Origin of the sequence: Bradyrhizobium sp. IAR9 (assembly GCF_013408065.1) — a bacterium.
GTDB lineage: Bacteria > Pseudomonadota > Alphaproteobacteria > Rhizobiales > Xanthobacteraceae > Bradyrhizobium.
In genome coordinates, this window is record NZ_JACBZW010000003.1 from 447,522 (window position 1) to 465,753 (window position 18,232).

General features: G+C 61.1%; 19 protein-coding genes and 1 pseudogene. 12 read left to right on the top strand and 8 right to left on the bottom strand.

Going from position 1 to position 18,232, the window contains the following annotated elements; translation table 11 throughout:
- The first annotated feature begins 290 nt into the window (after positions 1 to 290).
- On the top strand, positions 291 to 611 hold the full coding sequence (locus GGD67_RS11115) for a hypothetical protein (protein WP_179732679.1): 321 nt from the start codon (positions 291 to 293) through the stop codon (positions 609 to 611).
- Positions 612 to 1,051: 440 nt separating this feature from the next.
- Here GGD67_RS11115 and GGD67_RS11120 read toward each other — a convergent pair whose 3' ends face one another.
- Positions 1,052 to 1,297: a helix-turn-helix transcriptional regulator gene (locus GGD67_RS11120; protein ID WP_312013664.1), complete on the bottom strand. Its 246-nt coding sequence runs from the start codon at positions 1,295 to 1,297 to the stop codon at positions 1,052 to 1,054.
- A gap of 422 nt (positions 1,298 to 1,719) precedes the next feature.
- Between GGD67_RS11120 and GGD67_RS11125 the strand changes: the two genes are divergently transcribed.
- Together GGD67_RS11125 and GGD67_RS11130 are read left to right on the top strand one after the other, a co-directional pair.
- Positions 1,720 to 3,195: a TM0106 family RecB-like putative nuclease gene (locus GGD67_RS11125; RefSeq protein ID WP_179732681.1), complete on the top strand. Its 1,476-nt coding sequence runs from the start codon at positions 1,720 to 1,722 to the stop codon at positions 3,193 to 3,195.
- A 393-nt stretch (positions 3,196 to 3,588) separates the two neighbouring features.
- Positions 3,589 to 3,924 (top strand): hypothetical protein, encoded by a 336-nt coding sequence (locus GGD67_RS11130; protein ID WP_179732264.1) that lies wholly within the window; start codon positions 3,589 to 3,591, stop codon positions 3,922 to 3,924.
- A 290-nt stretch (positions 3,925 to 4,214) separates the two neighbouring features.
- Here the strand turns inward: GGD67_RS11130 and GGD67_RS11135 are convergent, their stop codons facing one another.
- From GGD67_RS11135 to GGD67_RS11150, 4 genes are all read right to left on the bottom strand, one after another.
- Positions 4,215 to 6,065: a monovalent cation:proton antiporter-2 (CPA2) family protein gene (locus GGD67_RS11135; RefSeq protein WP_179732683.1), complete on the bottom strand. Its 1,851-nt coding sequence runs from the start codon at positions 6,063 to 6,065 to the stop codon at positions 4,215 to 4,217.
- A 71-nt stretch (positions 6,066 to 6,136) separates the two neighbouring features.
- A complete protein-coding gene (locus tag GGD67_RS11140) occupies positions 6,137 to 6,994 on the bottom strand; it encodes an SDR family oxidoreductase (RefSeq protein ID WP_179732685.1) in 858 nt (285 codons plus the stop codon).
- A 37-nt stretch (positions 6,995 to 7,031) separates the two neighbouring features.
- The gene (locus GGD67_RS11145; protein ID WP_179732687.1) at positions 7,032 to 8,018 is read right to left on the bottom strand and encodes a glutathione S-transferase family protein; all 987 of its coding nucleotides are present in this window, start codon (positions 8,016 to 8,018) and stop codon (positions 7,032 to 7,034) included.
- A gap of 81 nt (positions 8,019 to 8,099) precedes the next feature.
- On the bottom strand, positions 8,100 to 8,882 hold the full coding sequence (locus GGD67_RS11150; protein ID WP_179732688.1) for an isochorismatase family protein: 783 nt from the start codon (positions 8,880 to 8,882) through the stop codon (positions 8,100 to 8,102).
- Between the two features lie 153 nt (positions 8,883 to 9,035).
- Between GGD67_RS11150 and GGD67_RS11155 the strand changes: the two genes are divergently transcribed.
- Together GGD67_RS11155 and GGD67_RS11160 are read left to right on the top strand one after the other, a co-directional pair.
- Complete coding sequence (locus GGD67_RS11155) at positions 9,036 to 9,668, top strand: CoA pyrophosphatase (protein ID WP_246790748.1); 633 nt, start codon at positions 9,036 to 9,038, stop codon at positions 9,666 to 9,668.
- A 224-nt stretch (positions 9,669 to 9,892) separates the two neighbouring features.
- Entirely contained in the window at positions 9,893 to 10,783 is an 891-nt protein-coding gene (locus GGD67_RS11160) for a S9 family peptidase (RefSeq protein WP_179732693.1), read from the top strand.
- Here GGD67_RS11160 and GGD67_RS11165 read toward each other — a convergent pair.
- Entirely contained in the window at positions 10,780 to 11,928 is a 1,149-nt protein-coding gene (locus tag GGD67_RS11165) for a patatin-like phospholipase family protein (RefSeq protein ID WP_179733049.1), read from the bottom strand. The genes GGD67_RS11160 and GGD67_RS11165 overlap by 4 nt on opposite strands.
- A 143-nt stretch (positions 11,929 to 12,071) precedes the next feature.
- On the opposite strand from GGD67_RS11165, the gene GGD67_RS11170 reads away from it, so the two are divergent.
- On the top strand, positions 12,072 to 12,485 hold the full coding sequence (locus GGD67_RS11170) for a DoxX family protein (RefSeq protein ID WP_179732695.1): 414 nt from the start codon (positions 12,072 to 12,074) through the stop codon (positions 12,483 to 12,485).
- Between the two features lies 1 nt (position 12,486).
- Positions 12,487 to 12,708, top strand: coding sequence for a hypothetical protein (locus tag GGD67_RS11175; protein WP_179732266.1), 222 nt, complete (start codon positions 12,487 to 12,489; stop codon positions 12,706 to 12,708).
- 234 nt (positions 12,709 to 12,942) lie between these two features.
- Here GGD67_RS11175 and GGD67_RS39195 read toward each other — a convergent pair.
- Positions 12,943 to 13,127: pseudogene (locus GGD67_RS39195) on the bottom strand (hypothetical protein).
- Positions 13,128 to 13,376: 249 nt separating this feature from the next.
- Here GGD67_RS39195 and GGD67_RS11180 point away from each other — a divergent pair.
- The 4 genes from GGD67_RS11180 (at position 13,377) to GGD67_RS11195 (ending at position 15,654) form a co-directional block, all read left to right on the top strand.
- On the top strand, positions 13,377 to 14,366 hold the full coding sequence (locus tag GGD67_RS11180; protein ID WP_179732696.1) for a sensor histidine kinase: 990 nt from the start codon (positions 13,377 to 13,379) through the stop codon (positions 14,364 to 14,366).
- 14 nt (positions 14,367 to 14,380) lie between these two features.
- Positions 14,381 to 14,746, top strand: a complete 366-nt coding sequence (locus tag GGD67_RS11185) for a response regulator (protein ID WP_312013665.1) — start codon at positions 14,381 to 14,383, stop codon at positions 14,744 to 14,746.
- Positions 14,747 to 15,016: 270 nt separating this feature from the next.
- The gene (locus GGD67_RS11190; RefSeq protein WP_018646883.1) at positions 15,017 to 15,217 is read left to right on the top strand and encodes a hypothetical protein; all 201 of its coding nucleotides are present in this window, start codon (positions 15,017 to 15,019) and stop codon (positions 15,215 to 15,217) included.
- Positions 15,218 to 15,237: 20 nt separating this feature from the next.
- On the top strand, positions 15,238 to 15,654 hold the full coding sequence (locus tag GGD67_RS11195) for a hypothetical protein (RefSeq protein ID WP_179732698.1): 417 nt from the start codon (positions 15,238 to 15,240) through the stop codon (positions 15,652 to 15,654).
- Positions 15,655 to 16,031: 377 nt separating this feature from the next.
- On the opposite strand, the gene GGD67_RS11200 is transcribed toward GGD67_RS11195, so the two are convergent.
- Positions 16,032 to 17,135, bottom strand: coding sequence for a DNA topoisomerase IB (locus GGD67_RS11200; RefSeq protein ID WP_179732700.1), 1,104 nt, complete (start codon positions 17,133 to 17,135; stop codon positions 16,032 to 16,034).
- Between the two features lie 244 nt (positions 17,136 to 17,379).
- On the opposite strand from GGD67_RS11200, the gene GGD67_RS11205 reads away from it, so the two are divergent.
- On the top strand, positions 17,380 to 18,204 hold the full coding sequence (locus tag GGD67_RS11205) for a ribonuclease HII (protein ID WP_179732702.1): 825 nt from the start codon (positions 17,380 to 17,382) through the stop codon (positions 18,202 to 18,204).
- The last annotated feature ends 28 nt before the right edge of the window (positions 18,205 to 18,232 follow it).

The following is an 18,232-nucleotide window of genomic DNA, read 5'->3' on the forward strand; positions in this document are numbered from 1 at the left end:
TGTGCGTCGGTCATGGCGCTCCTTTCGGCATCCGAAATGAAGTTCGATCGAAATGCGGTTGTCTCACCTGCTGGACGGCCCTCAGGCGGCAGCTTGGCATCTGTTTAGTCGCGGGTCACCACGTGAAGCCCTAGCCAAGTGCGTATGACAAGCAGCTAGGCAGTTGAACGAGCACGCCGACAAGACATCCGCCCGCGAGCCCGCGCTCAGGCGGCTATCCATGGTGCGGAAGCGCGACGCTTTTGAAATCAGGGACCAAGCACAATGGTGTGCGGACCGAGAGTAGTGTCATGGATATCCAGCCGCAAGAGGCCCTCGCAGGCGAGCGCACAGACCGCTCCAACGACGTCGCTAGTAAGACGAGTCCTATCCTGGAGCTGGATGACAGATTGGGGGCCGTCTTCGAGCGCTGCCGCAATCTTCAGCCTCTCCATCAGCGTTACGCGCCGGCCCACATGCGACCAGATCGTCCGGGCATTAGAAAACAGCGGCTCACGGTGAAGATCCTTGGCATCGCGCTCGAGCAGTCGCAGGCCATGACGATCCAAAACGAATTTGAGAGAGGCGTGATCCTCCTGGCTGCGCTCAGGGAGTTTCTGATGCACGCGTAGAAGATATGCACTATCTCCCCGTCGAAGAACCACGCCACTCAGTGAGACAGGCGGGCACTCGATCTCAGGGCCACTCCGATAGTGGATCGCGAGAACAGAAGAATCTAGGGAAGCTTGCTCCAATGCATAGCGAAGGAGAATGTCATGCGCTGGTATTGCGGCACGGCATTTCGGACTGGTGAATAAGAAGGGACGTGCTGGTGGGAGCCGAGGTTTCGGCGACTGAATAAGCATGATTTGCCCCGATATTCTAAAGCTAGGAGAGCTGGGATGTCTCCCAATCGACGCCGTAACAATTGCGCGCCAAAGGATGCAGCTCACTCGTTCGATGTACTATATAGCGTACAACAAAATTGCGCCGAAGCTGTGGCGCTGCGCGCGTCCCGGTTTCATCGGAAGTCGTGGAGATAACTTGGCCCGATATCTTTCGATGGACTAATCTAGCGGCCCACGCTTAGTAGCTCGGCCGGCTCGACGTCGAGCGCCAATGCGATACGCACGATCGAGTCGAGTGTCGGATTGGCCTCTCCTCGCTCGACCTCGCTTACCAGGGCGCGACGGATACCGGCGTCGTCGGCCAAGTCGGCTTGGCTTAGCTTGAGGGAAAGTCTCAAGTCCCTCACATTCCGGCCAAACGTAGCCTTCACGCGTTTCTGGTATTTTGCGAAGGACTCAGCTTCAGTCACGACTTACCTATGAATCCTTGCCCCGCCATGGGCACAAAGGCGCGAGCGACTTGTCCCTCTGCCACGCCTTCGTTGGCTACGCCAACAGCAATAATCCTTAATGCCAAGGATTCAACCACCAGATTTTTCGGTGATCGCCGCCTCGCCAGGCAAAACTTGTCCCCGTCGCCGCGGTGTCACCCACATTATTCGGAAATAGCGCAATTCTCAAGGGCCATGCCCGAAGGAGGCGATATGTCGAGATAGGCGTCTGTTGCTGAGCGCCCCCCGTGTTTAAGCAATTCCAATTTTTCGCTGGTGCGGGCGTGGGACAGCGGCGAGCTGTAGCTCATTCCTTCACCGCGTGCCTCTTAAGATACCTGTGTTGGCTTCCCGAAAGGTGCGACATTCATGCTCGCAGTGGAGAGCTTCTGGAGCGTTCCGTGGCCGTGACAGCTTCTATTCTGTACAATCTCGTCGAATGCCCCCAGCGAGTTGCCCTGGATGCATTCGGCGATCCCGCAAGGCGAGACGAGGTGAGTGCATTTGTCCGGCTGCTTTGGGAACGTGGAACGTTGTTTGAGCAGCAAACGGTCGCCAATTTAAAGATCCCCTTTATCGATCTCTCCGACGTCAACGAACTTGATCGGGAGCGGTTGACGCTTGACGCCATGATCAACGGCGAGCCCCTTATCTACGGCGGATGCATAAGGGCAGGTGATCTACTTGGAAAACCCGACCTGCTGCGCAAAGAAGTCGGCGGCTACGTTCCAGGAGATATCAAATCAGGGCGCGCCACAGAGGGTGGCGATAAGGACCATGGCGGTCGACCGAAACGCCATTATGCCGTCCAGCTCGGGCTGTACGTCGATGTCCTTGAGAGGTTGAATCTTTCGGCGGGACGCCGGGCGTTCGTCTTGGACATTCAAGGCGATGAGATCGAGTACGATTTCTGTGGCCCTTCCAGACTTTGGGGCGACTACGAAAAGGCGCTTGCCGACGCCCGCTCAATACTTGCGAAACAAGTCGTGCCGATGCCAAGCTATGCCAGCGTCTGTAAGCTTTGTCATTGGCACACGTTCTGTCTGGCTGAGCTTACTGAAGCGGACGATTTGACATTGATTCCGCTTCTCCGGAGATCCGACCGCGACACGATGCGGGAACGCATTGCGACGATAAGCGCTTTCTCCGACATAAGTCCTCCCGAATTCATAAGGGGCAAAAAGACGGCTTTTGCCAGCATTGGAGCGGACCGTTTTCGCATGCTGCACGCACGTTCCGTCATGCTCAAATCCTCTTCGCCTAAGCCATATTTGCGACTGCCGATAAAACTGGACGTCTTTTCCCTAGAGCTATTTTTCGACATCGAGGTCGATCCACTCCGAGGGATTTGCTATCTCCACGGTTTTGTGGAGCGAAGGAACGGAGACAATAATAGCGAGCGGTTCCAAGGATTTTTCGCAGAGGAAGCCACCCGGGCGGCGGAACGCAATGCCTTCGCAGCGGCTCTCGATTACCTGGATTCTCGAGCAGGCGCGGGAATTTACTATTACTCCAAGTATGAACGCACAATTTATCGCAAGCTCCAGCAGAAATATCCGGACATCTGCTCACCTGAATACGTGGAGAAGATCTTCGATCCGCAGCGTGCGGTGGATCTTTATGGAGATGTAGTTCTGAAGGCGACCGAGTGGCCCACCAGAGATCACTCGATCAAGTCGCTGGCCAAGTTTTTGGGTTTCGCCTGGCGGGATACCCACCCCTCCGGCGCGGCCTCCATCGAGTGGTATGACCGCTGGTGCCGAGGACGGGACCCGCTGATCCGACAGCGTATACTGGACTACAACGAGGATGATTGCCGGGCCACCCGAGTGTTGTTGGACGGGATCAGAGCACTAAGGGTAGCTACCTCGTACTGAAAAAGCTGAACGACGACCGCCCGGCCGAGGGGCGAGCCCCTCGATGGCGGAGAGAGTGGGAATCTCTCCCCCTAAGGCGCGATTGCGCGAAATCCGGCGTAAAACAAGGATTCCTAAATAGCCCGGTCGGGATTTGTGACCACCGCCGTGTACCAGCCGTTCGGCGATTCGGGGCGTCAATCTCGGCCGATTTCGGGGCAATCGGAACGATCTCGAACGGGCCTGGATCGGCGCCGAGCCGGGGAACGATCCCGCCCGCACAGCAGCGTTTCTTAAGCTTCGCCGTCCATATTTCCTGTGATCGCAGGATCACCTGATCGCGGGATCAACCGATCACCGGATCACAGGATCACAGGACGGCCGAGGGCTCCTCGGACGAGGAAGCGGATCGAGATGCCGAAACGGAAGAACACCATCAGAGATCTGGTTGGCGACGCGCCGGCGCGTGCGCCCGGTCTCGCGTCCGAACGCGGCTTCGATGCTGATGCGACGGCGCCCGGGGCCCTCTGGGCCGAGCGGCAATCGCTGCGCCAGTCTGACCGATCCCGGCCGGACTCGTCAGCGCGTGCCACGCTGAAGGAGCGAGCGCACCAAATGTCGCTCTATCTGGAGCCCGCGACCTACGACGCGCTGCGGGAGATCGCGCATCGGGAGAGGACCAAGATGCATGTTCTGCTGCTGGAGGCAGTAGGCCAGTTTCTGAAGAATCGCGTTACGCCGCCGCAATGATGCGATTGCTTTCCGTACTATCGCGCACATGGATTCTAGCTCGAGTTGCCGACGAGGGCCGATTCCGCAACGCTCTAGCTGGAGCACTGCCCTTGAAGCCCTCTGCCATCCTTGCACGGGATCATCAGCTATCTGCTGCACCAGTGGATCTGGATCGGGACGGGCTTCACGCGACATAGTGCGGTTCGCGCGGGGTTTGCGACCAGAACCGTGGTCGAGACGCACTCGGATGTCTCGGAGGGGGCGATCGGCTGCCGACGGCACTTCAGCGTCCCTCCATTGGTTATGCTTTACCCTTTGCCGGCGCGTTCCCCCGCGATCAATTCCACGGCCTCAACGTTCAGGGCTCGAGCATCGCTTTGCACCACGCTCAGAGGGGCTGGTGTCGGTCGCGTACGCAGGAGGTCGAGGCCGCCGTAAATTCCCTCAGCCTGCTGTACGGCGAGGCGGTCGCGATCTCGGGCACGGAGAAAATCCTCCACGATCGCCGCGCGATCGGCGTCGATACCGATCGCTACCAGGGCCTCGCGACCGAATCGCATCGCCGATTCAAACGTCTCGCGCAGTTCGTAGTCGACGCCCTTGGCGAGCAACTGCAGCGTATGTCCTCGGTCAAACGATCGGGCGAAGACCTTGGTGCCGGGAAATTCGGCGAGTGTGAGTTCGACGATCCGATTCGTCGGATGCTCCTTCTCCGTGCAGATCGCGATCAGACGAGCTTTGCCGAGACCTGCCGCATGCAGGACGTCGAGCCGGCTGCCGTCGCCATAATAGACCTTAAAGCCGAACGTTCCGGCGACGCGGATCATCTCGGGATCGGCGTCGATGATGGTGACGTCGATCCCCTCGGCCAGCAGGTATTGCGACACGATCTGCCCGAAACGACCGAAGCCGATCACCAGAACGGAGCCCTTCGCTTCGTCGAAGCTGTCTGCCGGATGCCGGTCGCGTCTCGTCCCGAGCCGACGTAGCAGCGCCTCGGTCAGCGCGGCAAAAGGCGGAGCGACGAGCAGCGTGATCGCGGCTATGGCGGACAGCAGGCTACCCTGCTCGGCGCTGAATATGCCTAGCGAGGCGCCCAGAGGCAGCAGCACGAAAGCGAACTCGCCCGCGCCGGTGAGTACCGAGCCGGCGCGCAGGGCGTCGCTAGGCTGTGTGCACGTGATGCGGAACAGTCCCCACACAACGGCCGCCTTGACCAGCGTGACGGCGAGCGCGCCGGCGATGATCAACCACAGATGTGCCCAGACGACGGTCATGTCGATCGTCATCCCGACGCCCATGAAGAAAAGCGCCAGCAGCAGGCCGCGGAAAGGCTCGATGTCGGCTTCGAGCTGGTGACGATAGTTGGAGCCGGCCAGCAGCACGCCGGCAAGGAACGCGCCGAGGGCCATGGACATTCCGACGACCTGCATGAGAAGTGCGGCGCCGAGCACGACCAGCAGCGCGGCGGCGGTCATCACCTCGCGGGCGCCGGTTCCGGCGAGCAGGCGAAAGAACGGATTGAGCAAATAGCGGCCGGCCAGAATCAGGGCGGCGATGGCGCCGCCGATCAGCGCCACGCTGCCGACGGTATCGGCCAGAGTCAGTTTGGCACTCGAAGCTCCGGGGGAGGCCAGCAGCGGAACGAGCGCGAGCAATGGCACGACCGACATGTCCTGTAGAAGCAGGATCGCGAAGGCGCGCTGGCCGTAGGTGTGTTGCAGATGGCCGCGCTCCTCTAGAATCCTCAGCGCGATCGCGGTGGCGGAGAGTGCGAGCGCCAGGGCCGCGACGAGGGCTCCGCGCCAGTCGAACAGGCCCGTCAGCAGCGTGAGCGCCCAGATTGCCGCCGTGGTAAGCGAGAGTTGCGCAAGGCCCAGACCCAAGATGTCGCGTCGCATGGCGAGCAGGCGCGAGAACTCGAGCTCGAGCCCGACGAGGAACAGCAGCATCACCACCCCGAGCTCGGCCACCGGCAGGATGTGCTCGGGATCGTCGAAGACCTTCAGTCCGTAGGGGCCGATCACCACGCCGGCGAGCAGATAGGCGACGATGGCCGAAAGTCGACCGAGGCGCGCGATCGGCACGCTGATGACGGCCGCCGCAAGCAATATGAGGGGAAGTCCGACGAGGCCGACCTGGGCGGAATGGGAGTTCATCGAAGGGTCCGGGATTGCGGGCCGCGAATGGTGCTCGTCGAAACGTCGGAAACGCCCATTGGTGATGAAGGCTATCGGCCGGCGAAGACCGACGCGTTCTCCTTGACGAACCCGGCAACGGTCTGCGCCGGCCGCCCTGTAAGCTCGGCGATCGTGTCGGTGATGGTCACGGTCTTGCCGCCGGCGCGTTGATAGGCGCCGATGGCGAGAACGCTTTCGATCACGGCGGGCGGGACGCCCTCTCGGACGCGGCGCGCCCGGGCCTGCTCGGGGGTTTCGTCGACGAATCGCACTTCCTTGCCGATGGTGGCGCCGATGATCTCCGCGGCCTGCCGGTAGGATAACGCTTCGCTTCCCGTGACCACGTAGGTCTTGCCGTCGTGTCCGGGTTGGGTCAGCGTGACGAAGGCGACCGCGGCCACGTCGCGCGGATCGACGTAGGGAATCTTGCCGTCGCCCGAGGGCGAGTAGATGGCGCCTTCCTTGGCGACGTATCCGGCCTGGGCGACGAGGTTCGTCATGAAGTGGTGGGGCTGGAGCATCGTCCAGGCCATGCCGGATGCCTTCAGCTCCTCTTCGATTCGGTGGTGCCATTGCCCGATCGGAGCCTTGGAGTGGTCGGTGGCGGCGAAGGCCGAAACTTTCACGACGTGCTTCATGCCCGCGGCCCGCGCCGCGACGATCGCGTTGTGTTGCAACTCCACCATGTCCTCGTAGTAGTGCGTGAGGAGGAATAGCGACTTGGCCCCCTCGAAGGCGTCCTTCAGGGTTTCCGGCTTGGCCAGATCGCCGACGACCCATGTGATGCCTGGTAGCTTCTGCGCCTTGGCCGGATCGCGGACGAGCGCGCGGGCCGGCACCTTCGCTTGGGACAGCAATCGCAGGAGTTCGCTGCCGATGACGCCTGTGCCTCCGGTGACGAGTATCATGGATTCCTCTTCTTGCTCTGTGCGCGATGTACGGTCTTCATCCGGATGCCGGCGCAGCCGGATGGCGGTCGATGCTGAAGTCGATGACCGGGCCGAGCGGGACGACTCCCGTCGGATTGATGGTCGTATGGCTTTCGTAATAATGGCGCCGGATGTGATCGAGATTGACCGTCTGGGCGACGCCGGGAAGGTTGTAGACGTCGCGGGTGAAGCGCCAGAGCGCCGGGCAATCGGCAATGCGTCTCAGGTTGCACTTGAAGTGACCGTGGTACACGGCATCGAACCTGGCCAGCGTGGTGAACAGCCTAATGTCGGCTTCGGTGAGCCGGTCTCCGGTCAGGAAACGCGATCCGGACAGCTTGGCCTCCAGCCAATCGAGAGCCTCGAACAGCGTCACGACGGCTTCTTCGTAGGCCGCCTGCGTGGTCGCGAAGCCGGCGCGGTAGACGCCGTTGTTGACTTCCCGGTAGATGCGCTCGTTCAGCGCGTCGATCTCCGCACGCAATGGCGCGGGATAGTAGTCGCCCGCCGCCGCTCCGACGCGGTCGAAGGCGCTATTGAACATGCGGATGATCTCGGCGGATTCGTTGGATACGATGGTGCTGCGCCTCTTGTCCCAAAGAACCGGCACCGTGACGCGGCCCGTGTAGTGCGGGTCGGCTGCGACGTAGATCTGGCTCAGCGTCTCGGCGCCCATGAGCGGATCGCCCGTCACGCACGGCCCCGGAGCGAAGGTCCAGCCCCGCTCGCGCATCAGCCAGTTGACCACCGATAGCGAGACGGTGTCTTCCAGGCCTTTCAGCCGCCGCATGATCAGGGTCCGGTGCGCCCATGGACAGGCCAGGCTGACATAGAGGTGGTAGCGCCCCCGTTCGGCCTGGAAGCCACCTGCGCCGGTCGGGCCGGGTTCGCCCTCAGGCGTCACCCAGTTGCGGAAAGCGCTGGCTTTGCGCTCGAACCGGCCGCCGGTACTGGCCGTGTCGTACCAGACGTCGTGCCACTGGCCGTCGACAAGCATGCCCATCTGACGTCTTTCCTGAAACTCGCCGCGACGCCGGCGGGGGGATCGAGGCGCGCCTTCCCCGCCGGTCGTCGTGAAGTCGCCTCACTTCGAAGAGGCGACGCCGCTGGTTTGCTTCGCGGCGTCCTGAGCCTTCTGATAGCTCTCGATGACGGCCGCGTAGTTGGGCGCGACGAGCGCATAAAGCTTTGCGAGCTCGGCGGCCTCCGGCCTGGCCCAGGTGCGATGCGCCTCCGACAGCACCGCGTTGGTCGACGTCGGCACCACCCCGGACTGGACGAACCGGGCGACGGTGGTGCGCGAAGCCATCTCGCTGGGGTCGCCTGACGCGTCGATCACCGCGTAGACCTTGTAGCCGGCGGCCTTGGCGTCCAGCGCCGGGAACATGACGCAGACGCTGGTCCAGACGCCGGCCATGATGAGGGTCTTCTTGCCCGTCGCGCGCACGGCCTTGACGAAGTCGTCGTTGTCCCACGCATTCACCTCTCCCTTGCGTCCTACGTAGACGGCATGCGGCGCGAACTGGTGTATCTCCGGCATCAGCGGCCCGTTCGGCCCGTTCGGCTCGGATGCGGTCGTAATGACGGGTATCTTCAGTAGCGTGGCTAATTTAGCCAGCATGATGGTGTTATTCCTCAATTCGGCTACGCTGATGTCCTTGACGGTCTGGAAAAGCCCGGACTGGTGGTCCAGTAGCAGGATCACCGAGTCGGAAGCATCGAAGAGGGCAGCGCCACCGCCTGAGGGCAACACGTTTGCACGCTGAGTGGGGCTGTCCGTTTGGGCGAGCGCGCCCGAAATGGGCGGCAGAACCAACAGCGCTAGAGCGGTGGCAATCGCACCTGCCAGCTTGGATGTGATCGGCATGGCGGTACCTCCCTGCTGAATCGTGGCAAACCAATTTCCGCAATAGGGGGTGCCCTGGCGCCGAGTGCTGCATTGATGTGGATCAAAGGATTCGAGGCGGGCTTCAATTGAGATGAAGCAATGGATGGCGCGGTCAGTCGAAGGCGTGCACCAATGGACGAGTTTTTTGCGCGCGCGAGAAAGCACTTGTCGCTCGAGGTGCCGCAGGCCTTGAACGATCCCAATGTCGCCCCACACCTTGACCAAGACGCGGGCGAGGATCTGATTGCTGCAATCGCCGCAGCGCGGCCGATCAGGACGGCTGCCGTTCTCGTTCCGGTCGTAGAACGGAAAGAGCCAACCATCCTCTTCACGCAGCGGACCTCACAGCTCGCAGACCACGGCGGTGAGATTGCTTTCGCTGGCGGCAAGATCGATCTGCGTGATGCGAGCCCGGTTGACGCCGCTCTTCGAGAAGCGGAGGAGGAGATCGGTCTCGACCGCCGCTTTGTCGATCCTATCGGCTATCTCAACGTCCACGCGGTGCCTACCGGCTACCGGATCTTGCCTACGCTTGCACGCGTCCGTGAAGGTTTCTCGCTCCGTTTCAATCCGGGCGAGGTGACCGATGTGTTTGAAGCACCGTTGTCTTTCCTGATGACCCCGGCGAACTTCAAGCGCGAGAAAGCGGACTGGAAGGGTCTGCCGACGCACGTTCACGCCCTTCGGTTCGAGCTTCACAAGATTTGGGGAGTGACCGCGAACATCCTCTGGAATCTCCGGGAGCGGCTCTATACCAACCGCTGATCTAGATCAGGTGAGGAGCCTATGGTCCTGATCTGATGGTAGAAGCCAAGGACCGGACGCTCCAGACGGCGGAACCTTTGATATGGATCAATGCCGCCTCAGTTCAGTGTCATGGACTCGTCGAGCGCTGTGTGCGCTCTCCATTGGCGGGACGGTAGGAACGTTCAGCTCTGGGAAGAGCGACGCAGCATACAAATGTGTGCCAGATCGACGGAGCGGCCAACATGTTTGAACGCGGTCGGTGGATTTGGACGGTAGCGGCCATATTGGTCATGGCCTCCCTCTTCTCGCCTGCCCGGGCGGATGATCCGGCGACACCTCAACGCATCCAAGAAGAGGTTTGGGCGCTTCTTACGCCATTGCCGACCTTCGGTTACGTGGCCCGCCCAGTCGGTGATGGGCCCTTTCCGCTTGTGATCATCAACCATGGCGTTGGCCTAAAAGCGACGGAGCGCAGCTTCTTTCCGCTCACGGAATTCAGGGATCTTGCGAAGTGGTTTGCTCAGCGCGGCTATTTCGTCGTTGCGCCGGTCGGTCCCGGCTACGGCGCCTCGGCGATCGACATTCCCGAGCGAGCGATCTTCGGACCGTTCTTTTCCAAGATCGGAAAATGTGAGAACCCGAATTTCCGCGACGCCGGGCTCGCTGTCGCCCAGATGGATCTGTGGATCATCGATTTTTTGGCCGCCGAGAAACGGATCGTGCCTAAGGACGTCATTATTGTCGGCCAATCGGCGGGCGGATGGGGATCGATCGCGCTATCGAGCATCAATCCTGGCTCGGTGAAAGCGATCATAACGTTCGGTGCGGGCCGAGGTGGTCGCGTCGGCGGCAAGCCAAACAGCAACTGTGCACCTGACAAGCTGGTCCAGGCGGCTGCCGATTTCGGCCGGACATCTCGCATACCGATGCTATGGGTGTACAACGAGAACGACACCTATTTTGGGCCGGAATTGTCCAAACGAATGCATCAGGCATTTGTCGGCGCCGGCGGCAAAGCCGAATACCGTCTTCTGCCACCGTTTGGCGACGATGGCCATTTCATGATCTGCACACCGAGCGCCATCCCGGTCTGGTCGCCGGTCGTCAGCAAATTCCTGGAAGAGCAAGGTTAGAAATCGTTTCGATCGGACCTTTTCTTGCAATAGTCGAAGGTTCGAACGCCCTCCGGATTATCTGGTCGCTCAAACACCTCCGGATGTGACAGGCTGCGCACCGCATCGTCGTAGCCGGATTTCCAGTGCTCTTCCATGGTTCTGCGCGAGAACTCGTAATCCTTCGAAGCTCCTTCGTACGACTTGGAATGATAGATCAGGTGGACGATGTTGTAGACTTTCTCATCGGCTTCCCGCGCAAGAATTTTGACCTCTGGCGTGGTGCGCAGCCCGTCCGGAAGATGTTCAAGCACCTTCCTGAATGCTCTGCGAAGCATCTGCGCATACTTGAATTGGTCGGTCGCTGCGCGGGTTCTGCTCGAATACTGGATTTCTTTTTGGCGCACCTCCGCTTCCTGGAGGTTATCCGGAAGTTCGCCGTCGGCGCTCCAAAGATCGACCTGAAAAGCGAGCGTGTCTTCGTGGGGCCGGTTCTCCAACATCCATTGCAGCGGAGTGTTAGAGACGAGGCCTCCGTCCCAATAGTATTCGCCTTCGATCTCGGTCGCGGGAAACCCGGGCGGCAGCGAGCCGCTCGCGATGATGTGGGCCGGACAGATCCGATGCGTTCGGTTGTCGAAGTAGAGGAAATTGCCGGTGCGCACATTTACCGCGCCAACGCTGAACCGCATCTGTCTCGAGTTGATCCTGTCGAAGTCGACCAGACGTTCGAGCGTCTGCCGCAGAGGAGCAACGTCGTAGTAGCTGACCGAATCCGGAGATAAAGCGGGCCAGAACAAGGGTGGCAGAACGCGCGGAGCGAAGAAGCTTGGCGCTCCGAACAGTAGGACACCGAGCGCGCGGCTCTGGTTGACAATACGTCTTGTCAATTCGTCGGAAATCTCGATGGACTTCAAGTAGGGGACGCCCAGAGGCGCGGTGCTCACAGCTTCCCAAAACTCGCGCAGCCGCTCGACGCGCTTTTGCGGGGCATTACCGGCAATCAAGGCGGCATTCACCGCACCTATCGATATGCCGGCAACCCAATCCAGGTCAAGATTTGCTTCTGATAAGGCTTCGTAGACACCAGCCTGGTACGCACCAAGCGCGCCTCCACCCTGCAGAAGCAACGCAACTCGTTCAAAAGGCGGCCGGTCCTTTTCCATCCGAACTTGCTCGTCCACCGGATACCGGTCTCCACAGAGGTCGATTGCGCGGACGACGGCTGTTCGCATTGATCTATGTCAAGCCCCAGGCTACGCGCCCGCCCAAGTCTGCCGTCCGAAGTTATCCCAAGAAGGATCTCATCATGGCTCAGCTTGAGAGATACAGCGACCAGATGGCACTGCTGGGGCGAATTTTCGCAGCTTCGATGCTTCTGCTTTTTGGCTACGGCAAGATCACCGCCTTTTCCGGCACCACGGCCTACATGGCCTCTCTTGGCCTTCCGGCTCCTGCGCTGGTCACCCTGCTTGCGATCATCATCGAGGTCGCTGGAGGCCTTTTGTTGCTGGTGGGCTATCAAACCCGACCTGTGGCGTTAGGTCTCGCCATCTACATTCTGGCATCAGCTTTCATCGGACATTCGCAACTGGGCGACTTCAACCAGTTCCAGCACTTCATGAAGAACATGGCCATCGTCGGTGGCCTGCTGGCGTTTACCGCTTTCGGCGCAGGCGCGTATTCGGTCGATGCACGCGCTCCGCATTTGAAGACCGCATGAAATGGTCATGCTCGTCAACGGTGAGTGGCGCGACGTCTGGTACGATATCGCGAACAGCGCTGGCCACTTCGAGCGCAAAGACAAGCGCCTTCCGCAGCTGCGATGGTGGTCTCAACGGATGTTCCTCTCGCTGCGGCAGCCCGCGGAGGGTGCCTCGCGGCGGCGCGACCGCCGAGAACGCCGACGCGAGGCACGTGAACGGGCCGGCGCGAACGCGTCCTAGCCAAAGAAAAAGCCGCCAGCGAAGCTGGGCGGCTTGATAGTCCCGGACCGTCGATCGCCACCCCAGCCCCAAGCTTGGCTTGGCTTAGCGAAGGCCAGCCATATCTCCGTCGTCGATCCCGAGTCCGGGGTTACCTCGACGATGCTGAATTCCTTGCCGAACGACTCTGCCATGAACGTTCAACCAGCTTTCAACGCAGCCATTTCAAACTGCATCCGCGCTTCAGTCAGGCGGCTATCCTGGCGATTTGAGCCACTCTCTCATGTGAGAGCCGGTCTCACATTGCCGAGCTTTCCGGATGACCTGCTCGCGTGCAGGTCCTGCGGAAGCTGTGTGGCTTCTTCGCGCAAACGCCTTGCCTCTTCGGCAAGCCGTTCTTCCAACGATCGGGTCTGTTTGAAACGACGCCGCTTCAGCATGGGCTGCTCCCTTGTTCGAGGGGGCGGGAGCGCTACGGGCGTTCTCATCACAGGTAGCAGCCAAGGTCCGGACTGTGATGGTAAGACCGTGCGCCTAAGTATCTCGGCGGTTGAAGCTAAACTCTGTTTTTGCTTCGCAGGTCAGGGGCTCGCCAACGGACGCGGCCGTCGGCGCACACAGAACCGATATGGTTGTGGACAACCACACTCCGTATTAGCCTCAGCGGAAACCTCCCGGGGCACGGCCAAATGAATCTCGAAGACCTCTACCGCCTTTTGCGTAGCGAGCACGTCCAGGCCCAAGGGATCGTCGACACGCTAGAGGAACCCCTGCTTGTCCTCGATCAAGCGGGATGTGTTCTCAGCGCCAACCGCGGGTTTTACGAAACCTTCAGGGTGGGACGCGACGACACGGTGGGGCGCAGCTTATTCGCCCTTGGCGATGGTCAATGGGACATACCCGAACTCAGGACACTGGTCAGCGAGATCGTTCCCAGGTCTGCCGCCATCGTGGGATATGAGGTCGCCGCCGAGTTTCCCGCCATCGGCCAGCGGACCATGCTCGTCAGCGCGCGTCGTCTGGTTCACCCGGACAATAACAGCACCAGCATTCTAATCTTGTTCGAGGATGTGACCGACAGACGCCACAGCGAGGACCAAAAAGACATTCTCCTCGCGGAAACGCGCCATCGGATGAAGAACCTCCTGGGCATCGTACGCGCGCTTGCCAATCAGACAGATGTTGAGGGCCGCACAGCCAAGGAATACCGCGATGCGTTCTTGGGAAGGTTCCAGGCTGTGGCTGAAGCGGAGACCATGGCGCTGGCCAGCAGCCCTGAAGCCAATCTAAGTACCCTTGTAGAGCAATCGCTCAAGGCCGCGGGCCCCGAGCGATACCGGATAACCCCCGGGCCAGCAGTGCGTCTCAGCCCACGGCAGATCATGCCGATGAGCCTCATTCTGCATGAACTCGTCACCAATGCTTGGAAGTACGGAGCGTTCTCCAACACTGGAGGGCTAGTCCACTTGAGCTGGCGCACGTCGGAAGAGCAAGGCGAAACCTTCCTGCAAATCGATTGGCAAGAGGAAAACGGCCCGCCGGTGAGTCCGCCAACTCGCTCGGGCTTCGGCTCCAGACTGATCGATCTCAGCGCCGTACAAGGCTTACGCGGAGCGGTGGAACTGAAGTATGAGCCAACCGGTTTAAGAGTTCACATCACCGCGCCTGTGGAGTCTTGAACCCGGGGACAATTGTGCAGGAAGCCCCCCGAATACTGGTGGTCGAAGATGAGTACCTCATCGCATTGGAGCTCGAGACCGAGTTGAGGACTGCTGGATACCGCGTGGTCGGTCCTGTCCCGAGCATCGATGGCGCTTTGAAGTTGTTGAAGGCGAACCGGCCCGACGCTGCCATCCTCGACGTCAACCTGGCCGGAGAATGGATCACCCCGGTCGCGGAAACGCTCCGGGCGATGGCGGTGCCCTACATTCTCGCCAGCGGCTACGTTGCCGCCGATCTCCAAGGCCATCCGGCGCTGCGAGACGCGGTAAATGTCGGAAAGTCGTGGCGGTCCGAATATCTGCTCGAGACCCTCCGGAGCGCCTTGGGCCGGCCGTAGGAAATGTCGCTCCAAAGTCTGGCTTGCTTCGATCCCGACGTTGGCCGGGTCAGCAGCCGCAGGTCACCGGCTCCAAGTGCGCAACGGACGCGGCCGCCGGCTGAGCCTCGCTCCGCACTGCACTGCAACGCTGCGAAAGCAACCAGCCGGTGGCATCGGCGCAGGGCCTCTTCTTGGGTAGAACGCATTTTTCGAGAAGCTTAACTTGCCTGAATCCCAAGACCGGGAAAACTCGGTTAAGATGCGACTTTCCCTTATTGGGGGCATCTCATGTTCGACACGGCAACCACCGCGCTTTTGCGCGCGGTCTTCGAAGAAGTATGCGAGGGTCTCCCGCAGCGGGAGATTGGGGCGCGTACGCATGTGGCATCGAAGATCCTGGAGGCCGCCACCAGCGGCGAGCTCTCTCCCGAAGACCTCAGACAGATCGGCCGCAAGGCCCTTTCGCACGCGCCCACCATGTGGCGCTAACTGAGAGCCGGGGCGCGGACGTGAACTTCCAGGTCACTGTTTTGAAGATCTTGGCGGCATACCCGGACGGGTTTGCCGTGATGGAAGACCTCAAGCGTGACATGGCTATCCTGGCGACGAGTGGCAGCGACTGGGCAGACCGGACCAGGCGGCTCGCGGCCAAGGCGCCCGACCTGAACATCTGGTCACAAGGACTGGTCGAACGCCTAAGCGGGGGATGGAAGATCACAGCCAAAGGACGGGCAGTGCTGGACCTCATGGAGGCCCGCCCAGCGTCGTCGGAGGCTGTCCAGGTGTCCGCGGTTGAAGATTCCATTGCGGCGTCCACATCCCCCGTTCCACCGTTGCGGCAGCCTGCCGATCGAGCCAAGCGACGGCGCGAGCGCCGGGAGCGGCTCCGTGAGGCCCGAGAACGAGCAAGGGCCAACGCCTCCTGAGGGAGGGTGAGCGAAAAAAAGCCGCCAGCGGAGCTGGGCGGCTTGATAGTCCCGGACCGTCGGTTGCCTCCCCAGCCCCAAGCGTACCGCCGTTACCTTGTTTGCGGCCATGCCGCTCCGAACTACCGAACGCGCTTCGATTCGGCTATTGGGCCGCTGATTTATGCACGGGGCATTTTACAGAGCCGGCAAGAGGCCAGATCAGGAGAGAAGCCGACCCAGAAGGATATGGCCAGCCGCGACCGTCCCGCCCGCCCGAACCACGCGCAGCACTTCGATTTCAAATCGAGGGCTCGTTTCCGCCGACGAGAGCGCGTGCCGCTAAGGCCAGCTCGCAACCGATCGCGGAGGGCACCGTCTTAGAACTGATCGTGGGACTAGGCGGAGGCATTGAGAGATTCGAGACGCTTGCGAAGAAATGCCAGCACCATGATCTCGTCGGATGTGAGCTTGGCGTACTGTCGCTTGAACTTCTGCGCGATCTTGGCTTCGATCATCTTCACAAGGTCACCGGACATGTAGGCGTCCAAGACTTCCGGGTGAACATAGCACTTCCGGCAGACGGCCGGCGTGTTGCCGAGCTGCTTCGAGACGTTCTCGATCGCGGCGACCACGTTGCGCTTCGCCTCGGCCTGGCTGTCGTATTTCTTGAACTCGGTCAGCGCCAACGCCGCCAGAACCGTCCCCGCCCAAGTGCGGAAATCCTTGGCGCTGAAGTCCTCGCCGGTGATGTCTTTGATGTAGGCGTTGACTTCGCCGGAATCGACGGTGCGTGGCTGCCCGTCGCCGTCCAGGTATTTGAAGAGTTCGTGTCCCGGAATCTCGGCGCAGCGCTTCACGATCGCGGCTATCCGTTTGTCCTCGACGCGAAGCTTCCATTGCTTGCCCGATTTGCCCGTGAAGTCGAACCGAAGCACGCCGCGGCCGACCGCGACGTGCTTGCGGCGCATGGTGGTGAGCCCATAGGACTTGTTTTTCTCCGCATACTCGGCGTTGCCGACCCGGATCAACGTTTTCTCCAGAAGACTAACGATCGTGGCCAGCACCTTCTCGCGAGGTAGTCCTTCCAGCTTCATGTCGGCGGCGACACGGTCGCGCAGCGCGGGCAGCGCGGCCGCGAACTGGATGATATGCTCATACTTGTTCTGGTCACGCAGCTCCCGCCACTTCGGGTGATAGCGATACTGCTTGCGACCCCGCGCATCGAGCCCGGTCGCCTGGATGTGGCCATTGGCCGAGGGGCAGATCCACACCGATTCATAGGCCGGCGGGATGCCGATCGACTTGATACGCCGGATGACGGCGGCATCGGTGATGCGCCTGCCGTCCTTGTCGTAATAGCTGAAAGTGGTTCCGGTCCGCTTGCGGGTGTAGCCCGGCGCGGAGTCGCTGACATACCGAAGCCCTTCTTCCGCGATGGTGGCCGCCACTTCGGCGGTGCGGTCCAGAACCTGTTCTTCGTTGCCGGTCTCTCGAAGCATGGGCCTGTCCCTCGGAAGCACTCAGGGATCGAGGCTTCGATCTTTCACAAAGGATGACGAAGCCGGTTGGTTCCGTTCTGAGGTCGGTGGAGCGATGTGCAACTCGCTGACAGCGACGAAAGAAGAGCCGCCGGTTCCTTCGGCAAATCGCAGCGGGTCGGTGAGAGAGACGCCTGGTCGACTTCAGACAATCGCCACAAAGTTCACCGACATGGCTCCCCAGTCAGTGTGTGCGAAGGCCGCCATGTCCCAATATTCGCTCGATGCATTGCGTCAGCGCTATGTCATCGAGAAAAGACCGCTCGAGACTAGCGTCGAGCAGATCTTGCGGGCTGACGCCCGCGCGGGAGCCCGCGCCATCCTGGCTTCGATCGATAAGAGGCGCTTCGAAAACAGGTCCGAAGGGCAGCGCCTCCGCAAGATGCTCAGTTTCGAGACCTCGCTCTGGGGGAGCGGGCTTCATGCCGTGGCGGGCGTGGACGAAGCCGGAATGAGCCCTCTCGCAGGCCCGGTCTCCGCAGGCGCCGTGATTCTCAAGCCCGGTACACGGATCATCGGAATCGACGACTCCAAGAAGCTCGACGCTGTCGCTCGCGAGGAACTCGCGAAGGAGATCAAGGCAAAGGCAGAGAGTTGGAGTGTGGCGTTCGTGGAGGTCGAAGAGATCGACGCGATCAACATCTATTGGGCCGGCATCCAGGCCATGCAGCGTGCTGTCCGTGGCCTAGGGTTGAGGCCGCAGCACCTGCTGATCGATGCGAAGCGATTGAAGGAAATCGACCTCCCCCAGCAGGCCATCATCAAGGGCGATGCCAAGTCCGCCAGCATCGCTGCTGCGTCAATCCTGGCGAAAGTCGAGCGCGACACGGTCATGCGGGCTCTCGACGTCCGCTACCCCGGCTACGGTTTCGCGGATCACAAGGGCTACCCGGTGCCGGCTCACTACGGTGCTCTCGCCAGGCTTGGGGCGTGCGCAGCTCACCGGAAGTCGTTCGGACCTGTACGCAAGGCTCTCGGGTTGCCGCCCCTCCCGCCGTGGCCTTCGGCAACAGAGCGCGCCGCCGGTTGACCGGGTCGGACGTCTCTTCTCGGCGACG